At 56.4% G+C, this 22768-nt stretch carries 16 protein-coding genes; 2 read left to right on the top strand and 14 right to left on the bottom strand.

Annotated features, from left to right (window positions below):
- Positions 1–10 precede the first annotated feature (10 nt).
- Both IEW73_RS16115 and IEW73_RS16110 read right to left on the bottom strand, forming a co-directional pair.
- Positions 11–1717, bottom strand: coding sequence for an acyclic terpene utilization AtuA family protein (locus tag IEW73_RS16115; RefSeq protein WP_229676080.1), 1707 nt, complete (start codon positions 1715–1717; stop codon positions 11–13).
- Between the two features lie 35 nt (positions 1718–1752).
- A complete protein-coding gene (locus IEW73_RS16110; protein WP_188677789.1) occupies positions 1753–2571 on the bottom strand; it encodes a TIGR03084 family metal-binding protein in 819 nt (272 codons plus the stop codon).
- Positions 2572–2766: 195 nt separating this feature from the next.
- Here IEW73_RS16110 and IEW73_RS16105 point away from each other — a divergent pair, with 195 nt between their 5' ends.
- The gene (locus tag IEW73_RS16105; RefSeq protein WP_188677786.1) at positions 2767–3264 is read left to right on the top strand and encodes a SixA phosphatase family protein; all 498 of its coding nucleotides are present in this window, start codon (positions 2767–2769) and stop codon (positions 3262–3264) included.
- Positions 3265–3308: 44 nt separating this feature from the next.
- Entirely contained in the window at positions 3309–4058 is a 750-nt protein-coding gene (locus IEW73_RS16100; protein ID WP_188677783.1) for an acyl-[acyl-carrier-protein] thioesterase, read from the top strand.
- A gap of 78 nt (positions 4059–4136) precedes the next feature.
- Here the strand turns inward: IEW73_RS16100 and IEW73_RS16095 are convergent, their stop codons facing one another.
- The 12 genes from IEW73_RS16095 to IEW73_RS16040 form a co-directional block, all read right to left on the bottom strand.
- Positions 4137–8090, bottom strand: coding sequence for a DNA-directed RNA polymerase subunit beta' (locus IEW73_RS16095; RefSeq protein ID WP_188677780.1), 3954 nt, complete (start codon positions 8088–8090; stop codon positions 4137–4139).
- Positions 8091–8258: 168 nt separating this feature from the next.
- The gene (gene rpoB, locus IEW73_RS16090; RefSeq protein ID WP_188677775.1) at positions 8259–11732 is read right to left on the bottom strand and encodes a DNA-directed RNA polymerase subunit beta; all 3474 of its coding nucleotides are present in this window, start codon (positions 11730–11732) and stop codon (positions 8259–8261) included.
- A gap of 467 nt (positions 11733–12199) precedes the next feature.
- Complete coding sequence (locus IEW73_RS16085) at positions 12200–12853, bottom strand: hypothetical protein (RefSeq protein ID WP_188677772.1); 654 nt, start codon at positions 12851–12853, stop codon at positions 12200–12202.
- Between the two features lie 137 nt (positions 12854–12990).
- Positions 12991–13677: a hypothetical protein gene (locus IEW73_RS16080; RefSeq protein WP_188677769.1), complete on the bottom strand. Its 687-nt coding sequence runs from the start codon at positions 13675–13677 to the stop codon at positions 12991–12993.
- A 138-nt stretch (positions 13678–13815) separates the two neighbouring features.
- Positions 13816–15066, bottom strand: coding sequence for an MCE family protein (locus tag IEW73_RS16075; RefSeq protein ID WP_188677766.1), 1251 nt, complete (start codon positions 15064–15066; stop codon positions 13816–13818).
- Complete coding sequence (locus IEW73_RS16070) at positions 15063–16310, bottom strand: MCE family protein (protein ID WP_188677762.1); 1248 nt, start codon at positions 16308–16310, stop codon at positions 15063–15065. The genes IEW73_RS16075 and IEW73_RS16070 overlap by 4 nt, the downstream gene beginning before the upstream one ends.
- 14 nt (positions 16311–16324) lie before the next feature.
- Positions 16325–17611: an MCE family protein gene (locus IEW73_RS16065; protein WP_188677760.1), complete on the bottom strand. Its 1287-nt coding sequence runs from the start codon at positions 17609–17611 to the stop codon at positions 16325–16327.
- A complete protein-coding gene (locus tag IEW73_RS16060; RefSeq protein ID WP_188677757.1) occupies positions 17611–18606 on the bottom strand; it encodes an MCE family protein in 996 nt (331 codons plus the stop codon). Before IEW73_RS16060 ends, IEW73_RS16065 begins: the two co-directional genes overlap by 1 nt.
- Complete coding sequence (locus tag IEW73_RS16055) at positions 18603–19667, bottom strand: MCE family protein (protein ID WP_188677753.1); 1065 nt, start codon at positions 19665–19667, stop codon at positions 18603–18605. Before IEW73_RS16055 ends, IEW73_RS16060 begins: the two co-directional genes overlap by 4 nt.
- Entirely contained in the window at positions 19664–21010 is a 1347-nt protein-coding gene (locus tag IEW73_RS16050) for an MCE family protein (RefSeq protein WP_188677750.1), read from the bottom strand. Before IEW73_RS16050 ends, IEW73_RS16055 begins: the two co-directional genes overlap by 4 nt.
- Positions 21007–21867, bottom strand: coding sequence for an MlaE family ABC transporter permease (locus IEW73_RS16045; RefSeq protein WP_188677747.1), 861 nt, complete (start codon positions 21865–21867; stop codon positions 21007–21009). The genes IEW73_RS16050 and IEW73_RS16045 overlap by 4 nt, the downstream gene beginning before the upstream one ends.
- A 3-nt stretch (positions 21868–21870) precedes the next feature.
- Positions 21871–22680, bottom strand: a complete 810-nt coding sequence (locus IEW73_RS16040) for an MlaE family ABC transporter permease (protein ID WP_188677744.1) — start codon at positions 22678–22680, stop codon at positions 21871–21873.
- Positions 22681–22768: the final 88 nt, after the last annotated feature.

Genomic DNA, 22768 nt, shown 5'->3' with positions numbered 1-22768 from the left:
CTTTCGTTAATTACGCATCGAGGAACGCGACGGGAATTTCAAGGTGGCGAGAGCGCAACCACTCGCCGAGGCCCTTTGCTTGTGGATCAAAGCGAGCCTGGGAGGCAACCCCCTGGCCAAGAATTCCTTCGATTACGAAGTTCAGAGCGCGAAGTTTCGGGAATACGTACCGGTGGACAGTGAGGTCCTGCGCTTCGGGCAACAGTTCCTTCAGGTTGTCCGAGGTCAAAGTGTGAGCTAGCCAAAGCCACTCGGCATCGCTTCGCACCCACACTCCGATGTTGGCGTTGCCGCCCTTGTCACCACTGCGCGCACCGGCAATCGTTCCGAGCGGCACGCGCTTCGTTGCACCGAGGTCTGCGGGTGCCTCAACCACAGGGTTGTCAGCATCTACTAGCGGCAAGGTCTCCGGTGCAGGCGCAATGTCCTTGCGAGTTCCGTCGGCCAGTACTGCTACGTGCGGGACCTGCGCCTGAGGCACATAGCCAGGTGTGAAAAGTCCGTAAGGCTGCGCGTTTGCGGGAGGAGCGGTAAGCGCAAAACCTGGGTAGCTGGCCAGCGCGAGTTCAACGGCAACGCTAGTGAAGTTTCGACCAACGATCTTCGGGTCCATGTCCTTGACGATGCACCGCAGGATCGAACTTGCTTGTTCCTCGGTAGGCGCATCGTCACGAGCCGTGCCCGACACTTCCCAACGAAGCTCAGCTGGTGGTTTCGTCAGCCATGCTTCGAGCTGCTCCTTCGCAAGAGCAACCTTCTTATCGATATCGAGGCCGGTGACAATAAAGTCAGCCTGGTTGCGGAAACCACCAAGCGTGTTGAGAGACACTTTGAGGTCCGGCGGCGGAGCTTCCCCGGTGACGCCACTGATGCGCACGCGGTCCGGGCCATCTTCACTTAGCTCGATCGTGTCCATCCGGGTGGTCACGTCAGGTCCCGCATACCGCGCTCCCGAGATCTCGTACAGCAACTGTGCGGTGACAGTACCGACGCTGACTTCTCCCCCAGTGCCCTCGTGCTTGGTGATGACGCTGGAACCATCGGAGTGGATCTCGGCGATCGGGAAGCCTGGACGCCCAAGGTTGGAGATCTCAGTGAAGAAGGAGTAGTTTCCGCCCGTTGCCTGCGTGCCGCACTCAATTACGTGGCCTGCGACTACGGCACCTGCTAGCTCGTCGAAGTCCGTGCGTTCCCAACCGAATGCCGCGATCGCCGGAGCGACAATGACAGAAGCATCGGTTACTCGCCCGGTGACGACGACGTCAGCGCCATCTTTAAGGCACTCGGCAATCCCAAAAGCGCCGAGGTAGGCATTCGCGGTGAGCGGTGCGCCGAGGCCGAGTTCTTCTGCCCGTTCGCGAAGGTCATCACCCTCGACGTGGGCGACATTGACCTTAAGCCCCTGGTTGTCAGCGATCTCTCGGATCTTTTCAGCCAAGCCCGCGGGGTTGAGGCCACCTGCGTTGGTGACGATCTTTACACCCTGCTCGAGCGCGAGTGATAAGCATTCCTCGACCTGTCGCACGAAGGTCTTCGCATACCCCAAGCTGGGGTCCTTCATACGATCACGCCCAAGGATGAGCATCGTTAGTTCCGCAAGGTAGTCCCCCGTGATGTAGTCGACGTCACCGCCTTCAAGCATTTCCCGCATCGCTGAGATGCGATCGCCGTAGAAGCCGGAGCAGTTTCCGACCCGAATCATCTTCTGTTGTGCCATGCGTGGCTCCTAGTGTCAGAATCAAGCTTTGAAAGTTACTTTTTCCCCAGGGGGGCGCGACCGTTACCGGGAGGGCCCGCGAATGCCTGCGCAATCGTGAGCCACTTTTCGGCGTCTGCGCCTTCCGCGCTGAGGTCGAGATCCGCAAGGTTGCGACGTTGCGTAACGAGGTAGCAGAAATCCAAGGCCGGCCCGCTCACACGTTGCTTGGCATCCTCAGGGCCCCAAGTCCAGGTTTCACCGTCCGGCGCAGCGAGCTCTACGCGAAATTGCTCGGCCGGCGGAGTGAGCTGGTTGAGTGCGTAAGCGAAGTCACGAGCACGCACGCCGATGTGGGCTACATGCTTAATCCGTGAAGTTGGTTCGACAGTGACGCCCAACGTGTCAGCGACGTCGAGTCCATGTGCCCACGTTTCCATAATTCGGGCACTCGCCATCGAGGCTGGACTCATCGGGGGACCAAACCACTGCACCTTGGTTCCAGGCTCAATGTTGCGAAGTGCTTGAGACAGGTCTGCTCGCAAAGTGCGCCAGCGTTCCAGTAGCTCCACGGGGGCAATTGAGGACCACTCTTCTGCCGCCTCGTCAACAAACCCCGTCGGGTTTGTCCATGCCTGCTGAACCAACGCTTGGAACGCGTCGGGGTTTGTCGCTGCAGCGATAGAGGCATTATCTGTCCATGCGAGATGGCCGATTTGGTGCGCGATTGTCCATCCCGCGGCGGGTGTGGGAAGCGCCCAACTGTCAGCGGGAAGATCAGCTATTAGCGCGTCGAGCGCCGCTCCTTCCGCGTCGAGATCGTCCACAACTTTGGCTACCCGACTTTGAGCGTCGAGCGGAGAAGGATTGGACATGCACTCACTCCCGATAGGGTTAATTTATGTGAGACAAGCCTGACAGCTTCCCTCAAAAGAAGCAAGCACGATTGCTTCTTTTTTTGCTACGTGTTTGCTAAGAATTTGCCAGCAGCTAGCAGATGTCCAACATTTTGGGCACGAATCCGATACATCAACCGCCCGCTCATGAGGGCATTAGTAGCCTGAGAACCCATGGACAACGGCCGAAAGCTCATCTTCATGCGCCACGGAAAGTCGGCGTACCCCCTCGGAGTCGCCGACCACGACCGCCCCCTCGCCGACCGAGGACAACGCGAAGCTGGCCTAGCAGGAGACTGGCTTCGGACCAACGTGGGCTCCATCGACCTCACGCTCTGTTCCACAGCTACGCGAACCCGAGACACCCTCGCCGCCACAAAACTCGACGGCCCAGTGTCATTCATCCCGGAGTTCTACGGCGCAGACATCGACACCATCATCGAAGAATTACGACTCGTCGAAAACGACGTCACTTCCCTACTCGTAATAGCCCACTGGCCAGGCATACCCGATACGACTCTCTGGTTAGCCGAAAACGACACAGGCGAAGCTGCACAACACATTCGAACGAAATATCCAACATCAGCTCTAGCGGTATTGTCCACCGACCAACCATGGGACAGACTAAACAATGGCAGTTGTCACCTCGACACCTTTCATGTCCCCCGCTAGCCCCGCAGTCGCAAATACTCCCCCGCCGCAAGAACAAGGACCTCATGTTCGACACACGTCTCGCCCCCAAACCCGACGAGCATCCTGCCGTATTCACCACAAGTTGGCCTGTACGAGCCGGAGATGTCGATCGCAACCGCATACTTCGCCGGGACTCCGTAGCCCGCTACCTTCAAGACGCAGGGTTTGACCACCTCGACCACGTCAGCGCCCGCGCCGAACATCCCGTCTGGGTCGTGCGGCGCACCATCATCGACGTCATCGAACCCATCACTTTCCCCGGCAGAGTCTCAGTTTCCCGATGGTGTTCCGGCATCTCCAGCCGCTGGTGCTCGATGCGAGTGCAACTGAGCACCGAGCAAGGCGGACTGATCGAAACCGAAGGCTTCTGGATTAACCTCAACGCCCAGAGCGGGATGCCGGCGCGCATCACCGAAAGCTTCGAGCAAATGTTAGGTAGCACCGCAGAAAACAAGAAGCTGCGATGGAAGCCAATGATCACTGAGACACCCGGTGAAAACGACCACAATGTGCCGTTTCCGCTGCGCTCAGTCGACATCGACCTGCTAGGCCATGTCAACAATGCTGTTTACCTTCAAGCGGTGGAGGACGTGCTCACTCACCGCCCAGAATTGACCGCTATTCCGACCCGCACAGCGATCGAATACCTCGCCCCAACCGCCCCAGACAGCGACCTTCAACTCGCAGTCCGACACGAGGACAAAAGCTTTACCGCGTGGTTCGCAATCGACGGAAAGACACACGCACAAGCAAGGGTCGCCCCCCTCGACTAGTACGTCGCAGATGCAAACGTAAGTGGCCCCCAGGATTTGATCCTGGGGGCCACTTACTTAGTTACTGCATTCTGCTTGTCAGCGAATGTCTTGGAATCCACCGAAGTCATCGAGTGGAACCGCAACACCGGAACTCGCACCAAAAGCATCAGGGCTGTAGTACTGGTCCTCGTACGATGTGACCGAGTAGGCAGCTTCGCGCGCTTCCTCAGTCGGCTGAACCTGAATGTCGCGGTACTGGCCAATGCCTGTACCAGCTGGGATCAGCTTACCGATGATGACGTTTTCCTTCAGACCGATCAGCTTGTCACTACGGCGGTTGATCGCCGCATCTGTGAGCACCCTGGTGGTTTCCTGGAACGAAGCCGCAGACAACCATGAATCGGTTGCGAGCGATGCCTTGGTGATACCCATAAGCACTGCACGACCTGCTGCCGGTTCGCCGCCTTCAGAGACGACCCGACGGTTCTCAGCTTCGAACTCAGCGCGCTCAACAAGCGAACCTGGGAGGAACTCAGTCGCTCCCGAGTCGATGATGGTAACGCGACGAAGCATCTGCCGGATGATCACTTCGATGTGCTTGTCGTGGATCGACACACCCTGTGACCGGTAGACCTGCTGAACTTCGTTGACAAGGTGGATCTGCACCTCACGAGGACCGCGTACACGCAGAACCTCGTGCGGATCAGCGGAACCTTCGAGAAGCTCCTGTCCAACCTTTACATGGTCGCCTTCGGTGAGGATGCGCTCAACGCCGTCGTCATGCTTGAACCGCGCAAGACCCTGACGCTTAGGCAACTTGTCTACCACGACCTCGTCGCTACCGTCATCAGGAATGATGACGACCTTGAAGAAGCGATCGTCGTCTTCGACGCGAACACGACCGGAAACTTCAGCAATAGGTGCTTTGTTTTTCGGTACACGAGCTTCGAAGAGTTCCTGCACACGTGGCAGACCGCCAGTGATGTCCTCACCGACACCACCCTGGTGGAAGGTACGCATTGTCAACTGGGTACCAGGCTCACCGATCGACTGGGCCGCAACGATACCGACGGCTTCACCGATATCAACGAGTTGCCCAGTAGCCATCGAACGGCCGTAGCACATCGCACACACGCCAGTGGCTGTAGTGCATGTCAGCACCGAACGAACCTTGACACCAGTGATGCCAGCTTCGAGAAGCTTCTCAATCGCAGGGTCACCAAGGTCGTGTCCGCGCTCAACAACGACGTTTCCGTCGGCGTCCTTCGCATCTGCGGCCAGTGTTCGTGCATAAACGCTGGTCTCAACATGCTCAACTGGAATGAGCGTGCCGTCTGGGCCCTTCTCCGCGATCGGAATTTCTAGACCACGGCTAGTGCCACAGTCGACCTCGCGGACAATGACGTCCTGAGAAACATCCACGAGACGTCGCGTCAAGTAACCCGAGTCAGCGGTACGAAGCGCTGTATCAGCAAGACCCTTACGTGCACCGTGAGTGTTAATGAAGTACTCAAGAACCGTTAGGCCCTCACGGAACGACGACTTAATAGGCCGCGGAATGAACTCACCCTTGGGGTTCGTCACCAAACCCTTCATGCCCGCAAGCGAACGAATCTGCGTCATGTTACCCGCAGCGCCCGACTTCACGATCATCGGAATCGGGTTGTCATCTGGGTAGTGAGCCTCCATCGCGCGCCCCACCTCTTCGGTGGCTTGCTTCCAGATCTCAACCAACCCGTCGTGACGCTCAGCCGATGACAACGCACCACGCTGGTACTTCTTCTCAAGCTTCTCAGCCTTCAATTCGTACCCTGCGAGGATGTCTTGTTTCTCCGGCGGAATAAGCACATCCGACATCGCGACGGTTACACCTGATCGGGTTGCCCAGTAGAACCCGGCATCCTTCAGCTTGTCCACAGTTTGCGCGACAACGATCATCGGGTAACGCTCAGCAAGATCGTTAATGATCACTGCTTGACGCTTCTTCGGCATAACGTCATTGACGAAGTAGTAGTCACCCGGAAGCAGATCGTTGAAGATCACACGCCCTAGCGTGCTGTCCGCGATCCAGTCATCGCCGTACTTCCACCCCTCAGGGAAGAGAACCTTCTCGTCCTCACGGGTGGGGCGACGGTGCGACAAACGGATCTTGATTGGTGCCTGCAGGGCAAGTTCACCACGGTCAAACGCCATGATCGCTTCAGCTTGCGATGAGTACACACCGCGCTCTGGGCCTTCAGCAGTTGCGGCTGTCCGAGCACCCTTGCCGTCTTCAACGAGACGAGTGAGGTGGTACAGACCCGTGACCATGTCAAGACGTGGCATAGCCAACGGACGCCCGGAAGCTGGCGACAGAATGTTGTTCGACGAAAGCATCAGCACGCGGGCCTCAGCCTGCGCTTCGGCCGACAACGGCAAGTGCACTGCCATCTGGTCACCGTCGAAGTCGGCGTTGAAAGCCTCACACACGAGCGGGTGAAGCTGAATCGCTTTACCTTCGATGAGGATTGGCTCAAACGCCTGAATGCCAAGACGGTGCAGTGTAGGAGCACGGTTCAGCATCACTGGGTGTTCCGTGATGACCTCTTCCAGAACTTCCCACACTTGCGTGCGCTGACGCTCAACCATCCGCTTTGCGGACTTGATGTTCTGCGCGTGGTTGAGATCGACAAGACGCTTCATAACAAACGGCTTGAAGAGCTCAAGTGCCATCAGCTTCGGCAAACCACACTGGTGCAGCTTGAGCTGCGGACCAACAACGATGACCGAACGACCTGAGTAGTCAACGCGCTTACCAAGAAGGTTCTGGCGGAAACGACCCTGCTTGCCCTTAAGAAGGTCAGACAGCGACTTCAGCGGCCTGTTACCAGGACCAGTCACAGGGCGTCCACGGCGACCGTTGTCAAACAGTGCGTCGACGGACTCCTGCAACATGCGCTTTTCGTTTGCGACGATGATTTCGGGTGCACCGAGATCAATTAGTCTCTTCAAGCGGTTGTTGCGGTTGATGACACGGCGGTACAGGTCATTGAGGTCGGATGTAGCAAACCGGCCACCATCAAGCTGAACCATCGGACGTAGCTCCGGTGGAATCACCGGAACAGCGTCGAGAACCATACCCAGTGGGGAGTTTCCAGTGCTCTGGAAAGCCGCCACTACCTTCAGTCGCTTGAGCGCACGAATCTTCTTCTGACCCTTACCGCTGCGGATAGTTTCCCGCAGGATCTCAGCCTCAGCGTCGACGTCAAAGGTTTGGAGAAGCTTCTGAATTGCTTCAGCGCCCATTCCGCCTTCGAAGTATTCGCCATAGCGGTCAACGAGTTCGCGGTACAGAAGTTCATCGAGGATGAGTTGCTTCGGAGCCATCTTCGCAAAGACGTTCCAAATTTCCTCAAGGCGATCGATCTCACGCTGTGCGCGGTCTCGGATTTGCCGCATCTCGCGATCGGCACCGTCCTTGACCTTCTTGCGCACGTCGGCCTTAGCGCCCTCGGCTTCGAGTTCAGCCAAGTCCGATTCAGCCTTCTGCGCACGCTCCTCTAGGTCGGCGTCGCGCTGATCTGCGACAGCCTTCTTGTCGACATTCATCTGCGCTTCGAGCGTAGAAAGCTCGTTGTGGCGCAGTTCGTCGTCAACCTGAGTAATAACGTAAGCGGCGAAATAGATGATCTTTTCGAGATCTTTCGGCGCAAGGTCGAGAAGGTAGCCAAGACGACTTGGAACACCCTTGAAGTACCAAATGTGCGTTACAGGAGCAGCAAGAGCGATGTGGCCCATGCGCTCACGGCGAACCTTCGCACGCGTCACTTCGACGCCGCAACGCTCACAAATAATTCCCTTGAACCGAACACGCTTGTACTTACCGCAGTAGCATTCCCAGTCCCGAGTTGGGCCGAAGATCTTCTCGCAGAAGAGTCCGTCCTTCTCTGGCTTCAATGTGCGGTAGTTGATCGTCTCCGGCTTCTTGACCTCGCCGTGGGACCAGTTCCTGATGTCATCCGCAGTGGCCAGGCTGATCTGGAGTTCGTCGAAGAAGTTGACGTCTAGCACGTAACTTCCTTTCCCCGTAAGGGTTAAGGCCTCGCAAGTGGTTTCGTGGGTTCCGACTTGCGAGGCCGGACTGCATTACCTTCTACACCTAAAGCACCCGGAACGCGCTTACGCGACGGGCACTTAAGTGCCGCAACCGTTGGTAATCCAACCGTTACGGCACTCATATCAGATCGCTCGGCTGTTCATCCCGAAGCTAGCAGCAGTGCGCTCAATGTCTTCGTCATCTGTGTCGTGCATAGGAATGGGAACACCGTCTGATGACAGCACTTCCACGTTCAGACACAGTGACTGGAGCTCCTTGAGAAGAACCTTGAAGGACTCCGGAATACCCGGTTCAGGGATGTTCTCACCCTTGACAATCGCTTCGTAGACCTTGACACGGCCAACGACGTCGTCCGACTTGATCGTCAGCAGCTCTTGCAAGGTGTAGGCCGCACCGTAGGCCTGCATTGCCCAACATTCCATCTCACCGAAACGCTGACCACCGAACTGCGCTTTACCACCAAGCGGTTGCTGGGTGATCATCGAGTACGGACCAGTTGACCGTGCGTGAATCTTGTCATCCACCATGTGGTGCAGTTTCAAGATGTACATGTAGCCAACAGCGACCGGGTAAGGGAAAGGCTCGCCAGATCGTCCGTCGAACAAGTCTGCCTTGCCGTTTGGCGCAACCATGTGGTCACCATCGCGGTTCGGGAGTGTCGACCCTAGAAGCCCAGTGAGTTCGTCTTCCTTGGCGCCATCGAATACCGGTGTGGCTGTGCGGATGTTCGGCGGAGCCTCCAGAACTTCCTCTGGCATCTTCGATGCCCATTCGGGAAGCCCCTGCGAGGTATCAACCTTCCAACCAGTCTTTGCAATCCAACCGAGGTGCGATTCCAAGACCTGACCGATGTTCATACGACGTGGAACACCGTGCGTGTTCAAGATGATGTCAATCGGTGTGCCATCGGCCATGAATGGCATGTCCTCAGTAGCAAGGATCTTTCCAATCACACCCTTGTTACCGTGTCGACCTGCGAGCTTGTCGCCATCCTGAATCTTACGTTTCTGTGCAACGTACACACGCACAAGTTCGTTCACGCCAGGAGGCAGATCGTCATTCTCGTCTCGCGAGAACACACGAACGCCAATAACCTTGCCTGTTTCACCGTGAGGAACCCGCAGCGAGGTGTCACGAACTTCGCGAGCCTTTTCACCGAAGATTGCACGAAGAAGGCGCTCTTCTGGCGTCAGTTCAGTCTCACCCTTCGGTGTGACCTTTCCGACTAGGATGTCGCCGTCACGCACTTCAGCGCCGATGCGTACGATGCCGCGCTCATCAAGATCAGCGAGCACATCATCTGCAACATTGGGGATATCGCGAGTGATTTCCTCGGCACCTAGCTTGGTGTCGCGGGCATCAATCTCGTGCTCCTCGATCTGAATCGATGTGAAGGTGTCTTCCTCAACCAGACGCTGCGAAATGATGATCGCGTCTTCGTAGTTGTGGCCTTCCCACGGCATGATCGCTACGAGCAAGTTCTTCCCGAGCGCCATTTCACCCATGTCGGTGCAGGGGCCGTCGCCGACGATTTGGCCAGCTTCAACGCGCTGCCCTTCATCAACGATCGGACGCTGGTTGATGCAGGTGCCCTGGTTCGAGCGGCTGAACTTGCGCAACTGGTACGTCTGACGTGTGCCATCGTCCGCCATCACTGTGACGAAGTCGGCTGACACTTCCTCGACAACGCCAGCTTTTTCACTGACGATTACGTCTCCGGAGTCATACGCTGCACGCAGTTCCATGCCCGTACCAACGAGCGGCGCTTCGCTACGCAGGAGCGGCACAGCCTGACGCTGCATGTTCGCACCCATGAGTGCACGGTTAGCGTCGTCGTGCTCAAGGAACGGAATCATCGCTGTAGCGGCTGACACCATCTGGCGAGGCGAAACGTCCATGTAGTTAACGTCAGTCGCGCCGACGTACTCCACTTCGGAGTCACCTTCGTGTCGCACGCGGACCAGGATGTGATCCTCGATGAACCGGTTGTCCGCGTCAAGCGGAGAGTTGGCCTGAGCGATGACGAAACGGTCTTCTTCATCTGCGGTGAGGTAGTGGATTTCATCCGTGACCTGACCGTCGATGACCTTGCGGTACGGCGTCTCAATGAACCCAAATGGGTTCACCCGAGCGAACACCGAAAGTGACCCAATAAGACCAATGTTCGGGCCTTCAGGGGTTTCGATAGGACACATACGGCCGTAGTGCGACTGGTGAACGTCACGAACTTCAAGCCCGGCGCGTTCACGCGATAGACCACCAGGTCCCAATGCAGACAGGCGTCTCTTGTGAGTCAAGCCCGAAAGTGGGTTGTTCTGGTCCATGAACTGACTGAGCTGCGATGTTCCGAAGAACTCCTTGATCGCTGCAACAACAGGTCGAATGTTGATCAACGTCTGCGGTGTGATCGCTTCGACATCCTGAGTTGTCATGCGTTCACGCACAACACGCTCCATGCGAGACAAACCGACCCGAATCTGGTTCTGGATCAGTTCGCCCACAGTGCGGAGACGACGATTACCAAAATGATCAATATCGTCGACACCGACGCGCAAATCGACACCGGTAACGCTGGTCATTCGACGTTCGCCTGCTTGCAAGCGAACTAGGTACTCAATCGTTGAGACGATGTCTTCATCAGTGAGGACAGTCTTGTCAGATTCTGTATCTAGACCAAGCTTCTTGTTGATCTTGTAGCGGCCGACGCGAGCGAGATCGTAGCGCTTCTCCTTGAAGAACAAGTTCTCGATCAGGCTTTCGGCGCCTTCTTTAGTCGGCGGCTCGCCTGGACGCAGTTTGCGATAGATGTCCAACAGTGCATCGTCAGTGCCTGCAGTGTTGTCTTTCTCAAGCGTGGACATCATGATCTCGGAGAAGCCGAAACGCTCCGTGATTTGCTCATTCGTCCAACCACGCGCCTTCAGCAGCACCGTGACGGGCTGGCGACGCTTGCGATCAATACGCACACCAACGGTGTCGCGCTTGTCGATGTCAAACTCGAGCCAAGCACCACGGCTTGGAATTACCTTTACGCTGTAAAGGTCCTTCTCCGTCGACTTGTCGCGCGTCTTGTCGAAGTAAACACCCGGCGAGCGAACAAGCTGTGAAACCACAACACGCTCGGTGCCATTGATGACAAAGGTGCCCTTGTTGGTCATCATGGGGAAATCGCCCATAAAGACTGTTTGGCTCTTGATTTCACCGGTCTCGTTGTTGATAAACTCGGCGGTGACGAACAGAGGCGCCGCGTACGTCATGTCTTTCTCTTTGCACTCCGCGACCGAGGCCTTCACCTCATCGAATCGCGGATCCGAGAAGGACAACGACATCGACTGTGCGAAGTCCTCAATCGGCGAGATTTCAGAAAGTACATATTCGAGACCGCTGGCGGAAACTTCTTCGCCACGAGCAGCTGCGCGTTCACGCCAACTGTCGGCACCGATCAACCATTCGAAAGAATCCAACTGAAGGTCGAGCAATCCGGGCACTTCAAGGGGTTCGCGAATTTTCGCAAAAGATACCCTTGTAGGAGCTCCGGGAATGCCGGCCACTGAACTGATCTGGCGGGAGACTGCCAAGATGCGTCCTTCCAGCACCTCACGCGCGCCGCCCGGCCCGCGGACGGCAAACGCTTTCGTCTGCTTTACTGAGTGTTTGAGTCCGCTGGACGCAACCGGAACGAACCCTCACCAGTCAAAGAAGCGCGTAACGCGCCAATTTGAAAGACAAGGAATGAACAGGGGGCAGCCAGCGCAACGTCCAACGATAGACCATTCAGCCAGACTTGTCGAATCCCACACCGATTTCATCGACACTTGTCAAAAAATGCCGACGCACAGGCCATGAAAACCCAGGGCCATAGAGCCACCGGCCCTGAAAACTGCGGGCCTTAAATACACGGGCCTTGCAAACCAGCCCGCCACTCACTGAACGAAAAACAGACAACGCGAGAGCGTGCGTAGAGTTTAACCTCATGACCGCCACCGTGACTAGCCCAAACGTCGACTAGTCCAAACTTCGCCCCACCCGCGGGTTGAGCGATCCACGCTCATCCTCGCCGCGCTCAGCGCTCGCGGATCGCGTCCACCAGCCATTCCCCGTCCACCAAAGCCAAGTCCACCAAAATTGGACCGGAGAACTGTTGATCCGGAATTCCACCAGTCTCGGTAGAGACAACAGCCAGGGCAAGCACCTCAGCCGCATCCCGAGTCAGCGACACCACTCCAGACCTTCGCACCGCCATCTGCACAGACGCCTCACGTTGCTCAGCGGCCTGCCGAGTCGTCTCTATGGTGGACTCGTAGTCTTCACGCATCGACTCAGTCAGAAATGCCCTCGCCGTGTCAAAGTCTTCGTCCAACGTCTGGTAGCTGTAACTAAAAATCCCCGCCAAAGCTGCTTCTGCGCGATCCTGAACTGCAAGCGTCCCGGCGCTATCAATGAAGGCATTGTTGTCCTGAGAAGCCTTCCCGATCAAAGCACCAGGGCCGTGAACTCCAACTAGCACCCCCGCTGCGATGAGCGCGACTAGACCGATGCCTCCCGCCGCCAAAACAATGCTTTTCGGCGCGCCATCGCTGTCAGTTTCCACGCCACTACCCGAGGGCGGGTTCTCGACGGTGTCACCTGTTTCCAATGGATCCGTCGTGTTCTCTGCCCCGGCAGATTCACTCGGCACAGCAGCCTCGTTGGGTACAGCGGAGTCTCGCGGGCTCATTCGCCCAGCAACCTTTGGTCGGCGCGAACGGTCAGCTGGTCCTCTTTGTGGACGTTGCGGACGCGACATAACAGATCTCCCTTAAAGTTCTCTCTCAGGCAGGTAAAGGTGCCACAGCGGCAAATCGAGAAGATTTCCTACTCACCAGCATTGTCAGGTTCGTCAGTGCCCGACTCATCTGGCGAGTCGACAGCAGGATCTTCCTCTTCAGGAATATCCGCCTCAGGAATATCCACGTTGGGCAGTTCAGCCTCTGCGCCTTCGGACATTCTGACCAACGCCGGTGGACCCACCTGAGTTGAGTTCGACACCCGCCAGCGATCCTCAACCTTCGTCAACTGCATTTCCATCATGACGCGTTGCGTCACAAACGCACCCTCTGGTCCGGTTGTAGTGCGGTTAAGCACCGCAACAGCAACTGCTGTATCAGCACCTGGGTCGAACGAAACGAGCGCAATGTCAGTTACATCCGCAGTTATGGCACCACCAGTGGGCGCCTCAGTCTCCAGCGTCCTTCGAGCTTCAGCCATCTCGGCCGCGAATTCATCGCCTGTAATAACTGACTCGATGTTAGAGAAGGTCGTCTCAAGATCGAGAGTATCGAACGTACTGATGTAGATGGCAGCTTGATGCGCATCGGTCAGCGCTTGGTCACGCTCATTCGCGGCTCGCCCATCGCTGAAGGCTTTCCACCACATCGCGCCCACCCACAGAAGTGCGGCAACGACAACAACCAACACAACAGTCAAGACGATCTTCGACGTCTTCGCCCGCCGTGATCCTGCTGTCGTTCTACCCTGCACCGTGTTCTGGTTCTCACTCACGCCATCACCGTACCTTTAAAAATCTACGGAACCGAATACCCACACTTTCTCTCAGCGAAAGAAAAGGGGTGCTGGAATTCGGCACGGAAATAGCTGCGGGGTCTAGCCGAAGCCAGACCCCGCAGCCAACTTACTTTCTCAGTTCCAACCAACCAGGTTGAGCAGCTCAACTGTCTGTTGAGCGAAGGGGTTCAGGTCCACTGTGTCTGGCGCACGCTTAGGATTGTTGTCCCATGGCTGCGGTACACGCGGATCTGCGTAAATCATCTTGTTCGCTGTACGAACACCGGTGGGATTACCTTGCGGAGTACGACAACCGACTGTCGTGTCCCACTCCCAGTCAGCATGAGTGCCGTTATACACCGCATCAACAGTTGGCCCCGCTGGCATTCTCGCGTATGTGCCTTCGTAACCAAGGGTGCACGCAGGCGGGTTGTTCAGCTCAAAAACCAACCCGAAGTACGCAGTACCATCACCCGGCGCAACCGTGTCTGCTGCAGCCCCAAGCGCTGGCAATGCCTGCAGGACTGGACGTAGGAACCGTCCACGCTCCCCCAGCACAGCAGTAACTGGCTCGGTAGTCGCCAGGAACTCGGTGAGCGCAGGTCCACCACGATCTAGCAGCGCGCTTACTGCATCACCCGCGTTGGTTGATGTCTGGATAATTCGCCGAATGTCCTCATCGCTCTGTTGCAGCTGTGACGTGATGAGGCCGAGGTCTCGGGAGAACGACCTGATTTCATTGGACTGCTCAGCTTGCGTCCGCAGTACAACACTGCCATCGCGTAGGAACTGGAGAATCTCCGGCATCGATTCGTTCGCTTCTTCTGAGAAGACATCGAAGGAGTCGATTATTGTGCCGAGATCCTCACCCCTGCCATGGAAAACCGAAGCGGTTTCCTGCACCACTTCGCGGAACTTCGCCAATGGAATCGATTGCGACAGGTCGTGCAACCCGTTGAGCAGAGCTTCAACTCGTACGGGCGCTGCACTGTCTTCGAAGCCAATTATTGATCCACGTTCGAGGTAAGGGCCCTCGCTAGTTTCCGCACGCAGATCGACGTATTGCTCACCGGCGGCTGACCGGTTTGAAACCAGTGCAGTCGACGAGGCTGGAATGTCTGGTGATCCCGTACGAATCAGAAGTTCGACGCGGGTACCCCCAACGATGGGCTCAAGATCCCCCACCGTTCCGACAGGGACTCCCCGGTAGGTGACCTCAGCTAGCGGGAAAATACCACCGGTATTCTCCATCTCGACATAGACCGGAAACTCACCAAAGCCGAGCAACGTATGCAATCGGGCATATTTCGCGCTCACGAAAATGACGCCCACGACGGCAATCACCACGAACATGATGAGCTGGATTTTGACAAATCGTGAGATCATGGTTGTCCAACTCCCAAAGAATCAAGAAGATCCTGAATCGGCCCGGGCATTGGGCCTGCTGCAGGCATTTGTACCGGCAGCAAATTGCCCAACGGAATCAATGGACCAGTTCCTGGTCCTGGTACAGGACCCCGACCACCGACGTACGGATTCCGTGGATCCAGAACGGGCTGCGGTTGGCCATATGGTGGGATGTACTGCGGAATGCCCTGCCCTACACCAAGGTTTTCCAACGTGTCGGCGATCTGCAAATCTACCGCCAACCAGGTGTTGATTGCCCCGCCAAACGCCGTATCGATCGACGCATCCGAGAACGGGTAAGTGGGCAGAATCGACAGCGAGTTCGGCAAATTATCGCCGGTGTTTGCCAACGCCTGCACCACAGGCCTCAACGCCCGCAAGTCGGCAATCAGATCTTCTCGAGCTCGGCTCACCACATCCGCGCCAACAGTGCCGAGTGCATCAACCTGACGCAACATTTCGATCAATTGCGGAGTCTGCTCTGCAAGGATTTGAGTTCCGCGTGGAATCTCCTCCACTACTCGACTGATCTCATCGCGCTGTGTATCAAGCCGCGCCGACATCCTTTCCAGGTTGTCGAGTGCGCGCTGGATTTCGGACCGCTGATTGTTGAGGCTGTTGACGAGTGCGTTGGTTTCAGTCAATAGCGACTTGATCTGCGGCTCCCGCCCACCAAATGCCTTTTCTAGCTCATCAAGAATTGGCTGGATCTGCGCTACACCGCCACCGTTTAGGAGCAGCGACAATGCGCCGAAGATCTCTTCAATCTCAATCTGCACGCGGGTGTTATCGAGCGGAATTACGTGGCCATCGTCGATGACGGTAGGCGCACGATCGACGGTAGGTGGCTCAATGGCTAGGAACTTCTCACCGAGCAAGCTGGTCTGTTGGATCGATACCAGCGAGTTGGTTGGCAGGTTCAAACCATCTTGCAGGCGAACTGTGACGATCGCATTCCAGCCATCGTCGCTGAGTTCTACATCGTCGATCATTCCGACGTTTACACCGTTGACCTTGACTAGCGTCGCGGGGAACACCTCAGGAACTTGGTCGAACGCGACAGTTATCTGGATCGGGTCGGCGCCCAAGCTCGGCCCACCGGGAAGCGGAAGCGTGTAGATCCCGTCCTCCATTACACAACCCGACGTAGTGAGTGCGAGTGCAGACACCACTGCCGTCATTCCAGCAGCTCGCAAGCGAATCTTTCGCGAGTGCGAGCGCATTTTACGACGCCGTATCACTGTCCACCTCCAGCAATTGGCCCTACCAATGAACGCTCAACGTCGGACAACGTAATTGGCGCCGGTGATCCCGGTACTGTCCCCGGGACGGGACCAGACCGTTCCGAGATCTGGTTGCTCATAATGCCCAGCGGCAATGTGACACCAGGGCTTCGTACACCCGCATTGACCTGTTCGGCCAGACCCTGGCACTGTTCCAAAATTGGCGCCATTTGCCGTCCGAGATCGGCGAAGCGCTGGTCGCCGGGGTATAGACGTTGGAGGTCAACCAACCCACAGATTGAACCGCCAATGTCCTGTAGTTCAAGCAGATTCAATCGTGCGGCTAGCGCGCCAGCTTCTGCGTCATAGGCATTCGCAAGGTTACTGATCGCCAGCGGGGCGTTAACTAGAATCTCCCCAATTGCGTCAGTTTCTTGCGCCATCCGGGAAGTAATCTGTGCGAGACCCTCAACATTTGTGGAGAGCGCTTCGCGGTGGTCATTGACGAACCGTGCCACATCATCTAGCGCAAACGACAATGCGTTAATGGCATCGCCTAGGTTCTGACGTTCGTCTGCGAGGAAGCTCGTGAACGTGGCCATTTGCGCATTGAAGTTCCGCACCTGGGCATCGTTCTCAGCTAGCGCTGTCGTGAATACTTGCAGGTTACGGATGGTCCCAAAGAAATCATCAGAGCCATCAGCGAAATACCGAGAGGCCTCTGCCAATTCAGTGATGGACTCACCCAGCGCTTGACCGATTCCGTCGCAATCGTCCTCGATCGCCTCTGGACCACACAAGTTGGCGTGTGCCGTGTCGATAAACCGTGTGAGGGCGCCGTCGGCGTTGGCTCCGTCAGGACCCATTGCCTCAGTGAAATCTGCCAATGATTGATAGATCTCATCGACTTCTACGGGGGTGGCTGTGCGCTCCCGTGGAATTTCGGCTCTTGGGCCTTCGAGCTTCGGCCCATCGGTGTAGGCGGGCGCGAGCTGGATGTACCGATCGGAGACCAACGACGGGGTCATCTGCAGTGCAAACACTTCTTCAGGCAGGTCGATGCCCCGATTGATTCGCATTTCCACGCGAACCTCGCCGCCCTCCGGGGTGACGCTTGTGACCTTGCCGACGGGCATTCCGAGAACTCGCACAGTCGATCCGCTGTAAATACCCACAGAGGTCGGATAGTAGGTGGTGATTTTCAGCCCTGGCCGGAAGAACACAAACCAGATCACTGTCCCGGCGAGAAGGACCAACACGAGAGCCGCCGCGATTACACCTAAACCTTTTCGCTGCGTCATCAGTTGCCTCCTCCGGTGTTGATAGGAGCACGGATACCTGGAACGTCAGGCAGTCCGGGCGGCGTGATGTTGACGATCGCGATGTCAAACCAGCGGCCGGTTCCTAGTGTGTCCGCGAATACTCGATAGAACGGTGCGAGTAGATTCGTACCTCGCTGGAGAGCTTCTTGGTTTCGCACCAACATGTCTGTCACGCCTTGTAGTTGTGCAAGTGCCGGTCCGAGCTGCTGCTCGTTATCGGCGACCAAGCCTTGAAGCTCAGCCGAAAGTTCTTGTGACGATTGCAGAAGGATTGAGATGGCTTGACGCCGAATATTGAGTTCCTCGAGTAGCAACCCTGCGTTCGAGACGAGGCGTGCGAATTCCTCGTTACGGTCAGCGAAGATTGCTGTCGTCTGCCGGGTCTCATCTAGTAATTGCAGGATTTCTTGATCGCGGGAGGAAATCGTTTGAGACAAACGTGTAACTCCCTCGATCGCGTTCCGCATATGCTCCGGTGTGTCTTCGAAGGCTTCCGCCAATGTATCGAAGGCATCCGCGGCAAGATTCATATCGATCTCGCCGAGTGTCTCAGCTGCGTCTGAGAAAGCCGGGATTACGTCGTACGGAGATGCCGTGCGTTCCAGCGGAATACGGTCGCGTGGGTTCAACGCTTCGGTGCCGCGTGGATCAAGTGCAACGTACTTCTGTCCCAGCAGCGTCTTGATCTGGATGGAGGCTTCTGTCCGGTCACCGATCCAGGTGTCTTGGACGCGAAGATCAACAGCAATTCGGTCACCTTCGAGGCGAACGTCAGTTACTTCACCCACGCGGACGCCGGCGACACGTACTTCAGACCCCTTTTCAAGGCCAGCTGCTTCACTGAATTCTGCAGTGTAGCGAGGTGCTGCTCCATACATCGGGACATCGTTCAGGAAGAACGCTGCACCCGTTGCGAAGAGAATCATGATTACACCAATGAAACCAGTTACTGCTGGATTGCGGTGGTTCGTCACTGGATACCCCCTGGTTGGCAGCGATCCGCAGCGTTGGTGTACAGGGGCTGGTTCACTGTTGGGATTCCGCCCGGGAGGTTAACTCCGGTTGGTGTTCCCGGTCCGACAATGATGTCCAGTCCGCATAGGTACATCGAGAACCAAGAACCGAGTGACGCTGTCTTACCGATTCGTTCAAGCTTGACTGGAAGGTTCTGAATCGTTCGTTCGACTGTGGCACTGTTCGCATTGAGGTTGCCAGCCAGCTGTTCCACACCGCTGATGGTTCCTTGAATCGACGGCCTTGTTGGTTCGAGCAGTTCAGTCAATTCTTGCGTCAGAACGGAGAGTGACTGAACAGCACTTCCGACGGTGTCGCGGTCATCGGCTAGGCCACTAACGAGAATGTCGAGTGACGAAACCATTTCCCGAATATCGTCGTCGTGCTCATTTACCCTCTCAAGCACTGAGTTCAGGTTGTTGACGACCTCACCGATTACCTCATCCTTGTCTGCGATGGCGTTGGTGAGTGTTCCGACGTTCGCCACCAGTTGCGTGATCGTCGCCGATTCGCCCTGGAAGATTTGAATAATCTGGTCGGCTAGCCGGTTCACATCTTCAGGCTGCAGAGTTTGGAACAGCGGACGGAAACCGTTGAACATCACTGTCAAGTTCACTGCGGGGGTAGTGCGGTCGAGCGGAATTGTTGAACCTGGCTCTAGATTGCCAGCTTCGGTGCCCGATCCCCTGCTCAGCAGAACGTAGCGCTGACCTGCTAGGTGGCGATACCGTATCGCGGCGTTGACGTCACTCGGTAGTTCGAGACCGTCTCGAATCTGGAATTCGACTTCAGCTTGGTCTCGGTCAGCGAGTTTGATGTCGGTAACTTTTCCGATTCGCACACCAGCGATACGTATTTCGTCGCCTTTTTCAAGAGACGTCACGTCTGTGAATCGCGCCTTGTAGGTGTGGCCCGAAGTAGGGATGTAGTTCGCAATAGCGACTGCTAGCACTGCCACTGCCGAGATAGTAATTATCGCGAACAGCGCAAGCTTGATTAGTGGAGCTGCGAGCCCTCTCATTCGAAACTCACCTCAGCTCCCCTCAATACGGGTGCACCGATCATCGTCGTCCATCCTGGGACGTCTTGTGGCGACATCCCGTTCGATTGGCCGTACACAACAGCTAGCGCATCGCGTTCCGCTGGGGATCCGGCCAGGTCTGTTTGCCCGCCTTGATTCGCAGTCGGCCCAACAGATGCTAGTGGGTCGGGAAGTTCCTGCAAGTTTTGCGGTCCCGGGTTGCGGGAAGGAACTGGATAAGTGCCATCGTTGATAGCTCCACCTGGGTACTGGCCGAACTTTCCTTGACTCCTCGGCACCGATTGGTAGCAAATCGGGCCTCGAGTATCGAACATGCGCGGCTCATCCTGGTTTGGCAGGTAGCGGCCACGAGGGTTCGCGAGCTGCACCGTGACGTTCAGGCCAGGTCCTCGATCTTCGACGCCAACACCGAACACCCTGTCAATTGTTGGCACGAGGTTCGCAAACGATTCAATTGCGCATCCGTAGCTTGGCGAGTACCGAGCGAGGAGTTCCAGTGTTTCCCGTGAGTCAGCGGAGATATTAACGATTCGTTCGCCGTTGACGTTGAGGAAGTTTGCTAGTTGACCTGATGACATGGTCAAGGATTCCAGCATCGCATCAACCGATGAACGCTCCTCAACGAGGATCCGGTTCGTTGTCCGGAAATCATCTAGGGCTGAAATGAGGTCGGGAAGCGCGTCTGCGTATGTGTCCGCGAATGTCGCCAAGTCGACTACGGTCGCTTCAAGGTTCGGCAGTTCTGTATTGATGCCGGCTGCCATTTCCTGGAAGCGATCGATCATCGCACCGAGTTTGTCGCCACGGCCGCTGAAGGTCTGGTTGAGAGCGCCCAGCGTTACCGCAAGATCTGACGGCGGAACAGCGGTGAGAAGGTCGTGGAAGACGTCGTACATACGTGATGCATCGATGGCACTACCTTCTGCGTCCTCGACGATGACGGCATTGGCCTGGATTTCACCAACTGGGTTGTCGGGCATGACGAGTGCTACATACCGCTCACCGAAAAGTGTCTTGGGAAGGATCTGCGCCGTCACGTTCTCAGGCACCAAGTGCGCCTTATTTCGGTCGATTGCGATATCGATCTCGCCGCGGCCATCAGGAGCAAGACTCGTACCACGAACCTCGCCAACATCGACTCCGCTGATTTTTACGTCAGCCTCTTTGGCTAGCGCATTACCAAGGGTCTCGACATTTACTGTCGCACGCACAACTGGCTTGAAGGCCTTCGTGAATGTCAGCGTGCAAAACAGCACGAAGACAATGATCAGCACAAGGAAAGCCAGGCCGATCAGCCTCATCCGGTTCTTTGATGGGTTCATCCCGCCAACCTCACAGTCGTTGTTGTACCCCAGATAGCGAGACTCAGGAAGAAGTCGAGGAGTGCAATCGTCACGATCACTGTGCGAACGGAAGTTCCTACAGCAACACCCACACCAGCAGGTCCACCACTGGCGTTATAGCCGTAATAACAGTGAATCATGATGAGCACGAAGGCGAAGACTAAGACCTTGCCGAATGACCAGAGCACATCTTCAGGGGGCAAGAATAAGTTGAAGTAGTGATCGTAGGATCCAGTCGACTGTCCGTTGAGATAGATATTGATCCCTCGAGACGCCCAATACGCAGAAAGCAAACCGACGATGTAGAGCGGGATGACTGCTACGAAGCCTGCGATCATGCGAGTAGTGACGAGGAACGGAAGGCTAGGAACCGCCATTACCTCAACTGCGTCAATTTCCTCGGAGATGCGCATCGCGCCAAGCTGAGCGGTGAATCCACAACCAACGGTTGATGACAGTGCTAGCGCCGCGATGACGGGAGCAATTTCACGTGTGTTGATGTAGGCCGAAATAAAGCCGGTCAACACCGCGGCACCGATCTGGTTCAGCGATGCATACCCCTGCATCCCGACCACAGCACCTGTGAACATCGACATCGCGATGATCACGCCGAATGTTCCGAGGATGACAGCAAGACCGCCGGTGCCGAATGTTACTTCGGCTAGGAGCCTGGTGATTTCCTTCGGGTACTTCTTAATGGATGCCGGGATCCAGGCGATTGCGCGCCCGTAAAACGAAAGCTGTCCACCAAGGGTTTCGAGAGAGTTGAGGGGCTTGCCAGCTACGCGTTTAGCTTTTCGCCCCATTACGTCAAGGCGGCCTTTGGTTGCAGTCATGCCTTAAGCCCCCTTCGGTGGAATGATTTGGATGTATACGGCCGTAAGGATGAAGTTGGCGAAGAAGAGCAGGAGGAAGGTGACAACAACACCCTCGTTCACTGCGTCGCCAACGCCCTTTGGTCCGCCCTTAGGGTTAAGTCCCTTGTAGGCCGCGATCACACCTGCGATCACACCGAAGATCATTCCCTTAATCGTGCCGATCCAAAGGTCAGGTATCTGCGCGAGCGCCGAGAAGGCCGCAATGTAGGTACCTGGCGTTCCATCCTGGATCATGACGTTGAATACGTAACCTCCGGCAACACCAACGACCGATACAAGGCCGTTGAGCAGTGCGGCGATGAGGATCATGGCGATAACGCGAGGCACCACCAACCGTTGGATTGGGTTGATGCCCAGTACTTCCATCGCGTCGATCTCTTCACGAATTGTGCGAGAACCAAGGTCGGCGGTAACTGCCGCGCCGGCCGCACCAGCGACCAGGAGCGCAGTAACCATCGGACTGATCTGCTGCACAACTGCGAGCGAACTCGCGGACCCCGTGAACCCTTCCGCACCCAACTGCCTGATGATCGATGCAGTTTGCATCGAGACCACCGCGCCGAGCGGAATCGCAACCAGCGCTGTTGGCAGAATGGTCACGTTCGCAATGAACCACGACTGTTCAATGAATTCGCGTGTCTGAAAAGGCTTCCGAAAGGTATTCCGGATTACGTCAACGAATAGCTGAAAGATCAGCCCGGCTTGCCGGAGCATTCCTTCAGCAGCTTTGGTGACCCTGTTCTCTCGCAGGGCCTTTGTAGATACCGCCATCACGAGCTCCTGGCTTCAGCTTGCTCAGCCTCATACTCAGCCAACTCCTGCTCAATCGCACGACGCGCAGGCTCAGGCAACTCATCCA

Origin of the sequence: Hoyosella rhizosphaerae (genome assembly GCF_014643175.1) — a bacterium.
Lineage (GTDB): Bacteria > Actinomycetota > Actinomycetes > Mycobacteriales > Mycobacteriaceae > Lolliginicoccus > Lolliginicoccus rhizosphaerae.
This window is presented reverse-complemented; position numbering and strand designations above follow the sequence as displayed.